Origin of the sequence: Phocaeicola sp. (genome assembly GCF_048170425.1) — a bacterium.
GTDB lineage: Bacteria > Bacteroidota > Bacteroidia > Bacteroidales > Bacteroidaceae > Phocaeicola.
In genome coordinates, this window is record NZ_DBEXBB010000077.1 from 1 (window position 1) to 6,428 (window position 6,428).

General features: G+C 48.2%; 6 protein-coding genes and 1 pseudogene. 6 read left to right on the top strand and 1 reads right to left on the bottom strand.

Annotated features, from left to right (window positions below; translation table 11 throughout):
* Positions 1–22: 22 nt before the first annotated feature.
* The 5 genes from ACMJ0U_RS03210 to ACMJ0U_RS03230 are packed head-to-tail and all read left to right on the top strand — an operon-like array spanning position 23 to position 5,747.
* The gene (locus tag ACMJ0U_RS03210; RefSeq protein WP_417128144.1) at positions 23–1,303 is read left to right on the top strand and encodes a Na+/H+ antiporter NhaC family protein; all 1,281 of its coding nucleotides are present in this window, start codon (positions 23–25) and stop codon (positions 1,301–1,303) included.
* 58 nt (positions 1,304–1,361) lie between these two features.
* Positions 1,362–1,667: a DUF4286 family protein gene (locus ACMJ0U_RS03215; protein ID WP_417128135.1), complete on the top strand. Its 306-nt coding sequence runs from the start codon at positions 1,362–1,364 to the stop codon at positions 1,665–1,667.
* Positions 1,664–2,233 (top strand): crossover junction endodeoxyribonuclease RuvC, encoded by a 570-nt coding sequence (gene ruvC, locus ACMJ0U_RS03220; protein ID WP_417128137.1) that lies wholly within the window; start codon positions 1,664–1,666, stop codon positions 2,231–2,233. The genes ACMJ0U_RS03215 and ruvC overlap by 4 nt, the downstream gene beginning before the upstream one ends.
* A 12-nt stretch (positions 2,234–2,245) precedes the next feature.
* Positions 2,246–4,246, top strand: coding sequence for a type I pullulanase (pulA, locus tag ACMJ0U_RS03225; RefSeq protein ID WP_417128139.1), 2,001 nt, complete (start codon positions 2,246–2,248; stop codon positions 4,244–4,246).
* Positions 4,247–4,295: 49 nt separating this feature from the next.
* Positions 4,296–5,747 carry an ATP-binding cassette domain-containing protein gene (locus ACMJ0U_RS03230; protein ID WP_417128141.1) on the top strand — a complete coding sequence of 484 codons (1,452 nt, stop codon included), beginning with the start codon at positions 4,296–4,298 and terminating at the stop codon, positions 5,745–5,747.
* Positions 5,748–5,765: 18 nt separating this feature from the next.
* On the opposite strand, the pseudogene ACMJ0U_RS03235 reads toward ACMJ0U_RS03230, so the two are convergent.
* A pseudogene (locus ACMJ0U_RS03235) lies at positions 5,766–5,912 on the bottom strand (IS982 family transposase); the annotation flags it as partial.
* Positions 5,913–5,998: 86 nt separating this feature from the next.
* Here ACMJ0U_RS03235 and ACMJ0U_RS03240 point away from each other — a divergent pair.
* Positions 5,999–6,223 (top strand): transposase domain-containing protein, encoded by a 225-nt coding sequence (locus ACMJ0U_RS03240; RefSeq protein ID WP_417128143.1) that lies wholly within the window; start codon positions 5,999–6,001, stop codon positions 6,221–6,223.
* Positions 6,224–6,428 lie beyond the last annotated feature (205 nt).

Below are 6,428 nucleotides of genomic sequence, written 5' to 3' on the forward strand. Positions count from 1 at the left end.
GAATTTTCAGAAACTAACCCCTATCGTAAACAAACCAAACGCCTGGGCTTTAAGTCCGCTAGTAGTCTTTTTATGTATTTATCTGGTAACTTCTCTCCTTATCAACGATTTCTATAAGATTCCTATCACGGTGGCATTTATGTTTTCTTCTATTTATGCCGTGGCCATTACGAAGGGACTTAGCTTGAACGACCGTTTGTTGCAGTACTCCACAGGGGCGGCCAACAAGAATATCATGTTGATGATCTGGATTTTTATTCTGGCAGGTGCTTTTGCACAGTCGGCTCAGGCCATGGGTGCTATTGATGCAACGGTAAATCTGACTTTGCAGCTGCTTCCGGGTAATCTGCTCCTGGCTGGAATCTTTCTGGCATCGTGCTTCATTTCCCTTTCCATCGGTACATCAGTCGGCACCATTGTCGCACTGGTTCCTGTAGCTGCCGGTATCGCGGCCAAGACGGATGTCAGCGTGGTCTTCATGACGGCAGTAGTAGTGGGTGGAGCCTTTTTCGGCGACAACCTGTCCTTTATTTCCGATACGACCATCGCGGCCACCCGTACGCAAGGGTGCGTGATGCGTGACAAATTTCGGGTGAACTCCTTAATTGCTTTTCCAGCTGCCTTGCTTGTATTCATCTATTACATTATATATGGCAGCCACATTGAAGTGACACAAGATATTCCTCACGTAGAGTGGATGAAGGTGATTCCTTATATTATTGTATTAGGAACCGCCATAGCCGGCATCAATGTTTTGCTGGTATTGTTGCTGGGACTGATTTCCACGGGCATTGTAGGCATGGTATACGGCACGTTTGATGCATTCGGATGGTTCGGCGCCATGGGAAAAGGCATGACGGGAATGGGAGAGCTGATTATTGTGACTCTAATGGCTGGAGGCATGCTGGAACTGATACGCTTCAATGGAGGAGTAGACTATGTGTTGCACCGCCTGACGCAGCACGTAAAGGATAAGCGGGGAGCTGAACTGAGTATCGCTGCCTTAGTGAGCCTGGCCAATATCTGTACAGCCAACAACACGATTGCCATTATTACCGTAGGTCCGCTGGCCAACGATATTGCCGAACAGTTCCGGGTAGACAAACGAAAAAGTGCCAGCATCCTTGATACGTTCTCGTGCGTAATTCAGGGTATTATTCCTTATGGTGCGCAGCTATTGATTGCGGCCGAGCTCTCCGGTCTGTCGCCTATCAACATCATCATCTACCTGTATTACCCCATGACATTGGGCGTGGTAGCCTTATTGAGCATCTTGTTCCGCTATCCGCGCCGGTATTCCTGATTAGGGTTGTATACATTGGATTTTTTTATTTCATAATAAAACTAAAACAGAAAAATATATGCTGATTTATAATACTACCTTTCATGTAGAGATGGGCGATGCCCGTAATTTTGTGATTTGGCTAAACGAATATTACATTCCGGAAGTGGAAAACTCGGGCGAACTGAAGAATCCCCGTATTCTGCGTATCCTGAGCCATAAGGAGCAGGACAGTGAATGCTTCTCGCTTCAGTGGGAAGTGGAAGACAGTGCTGCACTGCACCGCTGGCACGTAAAGCAAGGAACGGCATTGAATACGGAAATGATGAAAGTATTTAAGGATAAGGTCATCGGTTTCCCTACATTAATGGAGGTAATAAGGTGATACGGCCAGTAAAAGAAAAAATAATTCTAGGTATCGACCCGGGTACGAACATCATGGGATACGGGGTGCTGAAGGTAACAGGTGTAAAACCGGAGGTACTGACGCTGGGAGTCATCGATTTGCGCAAATGTACCGATTCGTATCTGAAACTGAAGCACATATACGAACGGGTACAAGGCATCATCTCTTCGTATCTTCCTGATGAACTGGCCATTGAAGCTCCATTCTTCGGAAAGAACGTACAATCCATGCTAAAACTGGGACGTGCGCAGGGCGTAGCCATCGTGGCTGCACTGACGCGTGACATTCCCGTGACGGAATATGCCCCGCTGAAAATCAAAATGGCCATTACCGGCAACGGACAGGCCAGCAAAGAGCAAGTGGCCGATATGCTGAAGCGCATGCTGCACATACCCGACTCGGAAATGGGACCTTTTATGGATGCAACGGATGCGCTGGGAGCAGCTTATTGCCATTATTTGCAGATGGGACGCCCGGAAATGCCGAAGTCCTACTCCAGCTGGAAGGATTTTATCACCAAAAATCCGGGACGCATAAAAAAATAGGAGATTATAATCATGAATTTAAAACAGCTTGTAGTGATGTCAGCCGTGGCTGTGGCCACTGGATGTACTTCCTCACAGCAGCATACCAGTACGCCGTTTGATGAATATCCGGTATACAAGGGAGAATGGGAGGAAATGGTTTATACACCTTCTGCGACAAAGTTTTCACTGTGGGCTCCTTCGGCCCAGGAAGTGCGGGTACTGCTGTATGAAAAAGGACAAGGTGGTTCAGCTTATCGCATGGTGAAGATGGAGCCGGCATCCGATGGTATGTGGCAAGCCCTCATAAACGAAGACCTGAAAGGAAAGTTCTACACGTTCAATGTCAAAGTGGACGATGTGTGGCAGGGAGATACTCCCGGGCTCATGGCAAAGGCTGTGGGAGTGAATGGAGATCGGGCGGCCGTCATTAACTGGAAGGATACGAACCCCGAAGGATGGGATGAAGACAAACGTCCACCGCTGAAACGCTTCTCCGATATGGTGATTTATGAACTGCATCACCGGGATTTCTCTATCGATACCATCTCCGGCATACATCACCGAGGAAAGTTCCTGGCTTTGACGGAGGAGGGAACCCATACGTATTTAGGCGAGAAAACGGGCATTGACCATTTGAAGGAGTTGGGCGTGACACACGTACAATTGTTGCCTTCGTTCGACTTTTCTTCAGTAGATGAAACCAAGCTCGACAAACCGCAATACAACTGGGGGTACGATCCAAAGAATTATAATGTACCGGAAGGTTCGTATGCCACCGACCCTTATCGGCCGGATGTGCGTATCCGAGAATTCAAGCAGATGGTCATGGCGCTTCACCGGGCAGGCATCCGGGTAGTGATGGACGTGGTATATAATCACACGGCTATCACGAAGGGAGGCAATTTCGAACGGACTGTACCGGGGTATTTCTATCGTACGGACAAAGATGGGAAATGGGCTAACGCATCGGGATGTGGCAATGAAACGGCCAGCGAACGACCGATGATGCGACGTTTCATGATAGAATCGGTCTGCTATTGGGCCAGAGAGTATCACATAGACGGGTTCCGCTTTGACCTGATGGGGATTCATGACATCGAAACCATGAATGCCATCCGCAGGGCACTCGACAAGATTGATCCTACGATATGCATATATGGAGAAGGTTGGACTGCCAATGCGCCACAATTGCCAGACAGTTTGCTGGCAAAGAAAAAAAATGCTTCACGCCTTCCTCACATCGGCATGTTTTGTGATGAAATGCGTGACAGTCTGCGTGGCCCCTGGGGTAACGATGCCAAGGGAGCTTTTCTTATCGGGCGTATGGGATATGCCGCCGGTGTGAAGTTCGGACTGGCAGGAGGAATCGCACATCCGCAACTGGTCAGTGACAAGGAATCCACTGTGCCGACTTTCTGGGCTGCACAACCGGAGCAGATGATTAGTTACGTGAGTTGTCACGATGATCTTTGCCTGGCTGACCGCCTGAAAGCGACGCTGCCGGGACTTTCTGCTTTAGAGATGAACGCCTTGGCCAAACTGGCTGCTACGGCAGTATTTACCTCGCAAGGTATCCCGTTCTGGTATGCAGGTGACGAAATTCTGCGTGACAAGCAAGGAGTAGCCAATTCATACAAAAGTCCAGACGAAATCAATGCCATCAACTGGGGAAGAAAGACCTCGCAGCGTGACTTCTTTGATTATGTGAGGGGGTTGATAGCCATGCGAAAGGCGCATCCTTCTTTCCGTATGGGAGAGGCCGGCTTAATAGCCAAGCACCTGGAGTTTTTGTCTGTACCGGCCAGCAACGTGGTGGCTTTCCGTATCAAGGGAAAGCCGGCAGGCGATTCATGGCTGAACACGATTGTGGTGCTCAATGCGCGTACAGAACCCGTAGAAATTGATATACCCGAGGGACGTTACTGGATTGCCTGCCGTGACGGACGCATAGACAATGTGTTAGGACTGGGAACGCTAACCGGAAACAAACTGGTGGTAGCGCCTCGTACGGCCATGATTGTGCATCAATAAACCAAGAGAACAACTGCTTAAAGAAACAAAATAAAAACAGAGAAAGACAATGCAGAATGTAATTACAATTGAAAACGGAGTGACTCGTCATCCCTTGTACCGGATGAAAGAGCCTGTGAACTTGCAGATTTCGGCAGGGGAACATGTGGCCATCGTAGGACCGAACGGAGGCGGAAAGAGTCTGCTGGTAGACACCATTACCGGACGCTATCCGTTGCTGATGAATGAAGTGAAATACGATTTCTCACCTTCGGAATCGAAGATGGCTTGCGACAACATCAAGTACATCACTTTCCGTGACTCGTACGGGGATGCCGACGGGAACTATTATTACCAGCAGCGTTGGAATTCGCAGGACCTGGACGATACGCCTATCGTAGCCGATTTGCTTCCTCCCTGCAAGGACGAACAATTGCGGAAAGCGCTGTACGATTTGTTTGGCATTGAGGAGATGCTCAGCAAACACATTATTCTGCTGTCGAGCGGGGAGCTCCGCAAGTTTCAGCTGACCAAGACCTTGTTGAGCGGCCCGAGGGTGCTGATTATGGACAATCCTTTCATCGGACTGGATGCACGTACCCGGGGACTGCTGCACACATTGCTGGGAAAACTGACTGAAATGACCAACTTGCAGGTAATTTTAGTCTTGTCGAAAACAGACGACATCCCGACGTTCATTACGCACGTGATACCGGTGGAAGACCGTCATTGTGGCCCGAAAATCACCTTGCAGGAATATTTGGCACACCGTGAACCGGACCCTGCTCATGTGTTGCCTGACGAGAAACGGCAGCGGATACTCGACTTGCCGTATGCCGATAACCTGTTCCATACGGAGCATATCGTAGACTTGAACAAGGTAAGCATCCGTTACGGTGAACGGGTGATTCTGAAAGAACTCGACTGGACGGTGAAGTGCGGTGAAAAGTGGGCGCTCAGCGGCGAGAACGGGGCAGGGAAGTCCACTTTGCTGAGCTTGATTTGTGCCGATAATCCACAGAGCTATGCCTGCGACATTTCTTTGTTCGGTCGCAAACGAGGGAGTGGTGAAAGTATCTGGGAAATCAAGAAACACATCGGTTATGTGAGTCCTGAAATGCACCGCGCTTATCTGAAGAACTTGCCAGCCATTGACATTGTGGCCAGCGGACTGCATGATTCCATCGGACTGTACCGCAAGATGCAGGAAAAAGATGTGGATACGTGCGTGTGGTGGATGGATATCTTTGGTATTGCTGACCTAAAAGACCGCAGTTTCCTGCAACTTTCCAGCGGAGAGCAGCGTATGGTGTTGCTGGCCCGTGCGTTTGTCAAAGACCCGGAACTCCTGATTCTGGACGAGCCGTTGCACGGACTGGATATGCGTAACCGCCGGCTGGTGAAGGATGTCATCGAGGCGTTCTGCAATCGAAAGGATAAAACCCTGATTATGGTAACACACTATCAGGAAGAACTGCCCGCTACCATTACGAATTCTTTGTTCCTGAAACGCAATAAATAACGTGAGTTCGACATAAAATCAAAAGATAGTAAGTTGCCCGTCATTGATAAAGTTTACATCAATGGCGGGCTTCTTTTCAAAAAAGCAGTATGCTGAGATAGCCGACAAAGAATTGGCTATAAAGTTACTGAATGAACGGTGTCTGGAATGTTCGATTTTGCTCAGGACATCTTCCATCCAGATTTTAGGGTCGACTTCTGCTGATTTACAGGCGGCTATCAGAGAGTACACGGCCGCAGCCCTGTATACAGATGCGTCATAACTTCTTCTGCGGCAACCATAAGGCAGCGGTCAATATGTCGGTCATCTGTTCCCTGCTGACCACCTGTAAGGCACATGATGTAACCCCAAGGGATTATCTCAATGATGTCATTGACCGAATGCCCTATTACAAAAAGACGACTTATAAGGAACTGCTGAATCTTCTTCCGCGCAAATGGAAGCTGCAACACCCCGAAAGTGCATTGACAAAATAAGAAGAGAAATCCAGTGCCAATGCTGACTGCAACATATAGGTTCAACAAAACAATAGCGACTGCCACTATTTATAGTGACAATCGCTACTGTTATATAAAGGTTCAATACCTATAGTTTAACGAATATGTACAACAAAATAATGTTTGAAGCTTACTCGTCTTTTTTATTTCTTTCTCTAAATATGGTTCTTATTAAATAAAAAAT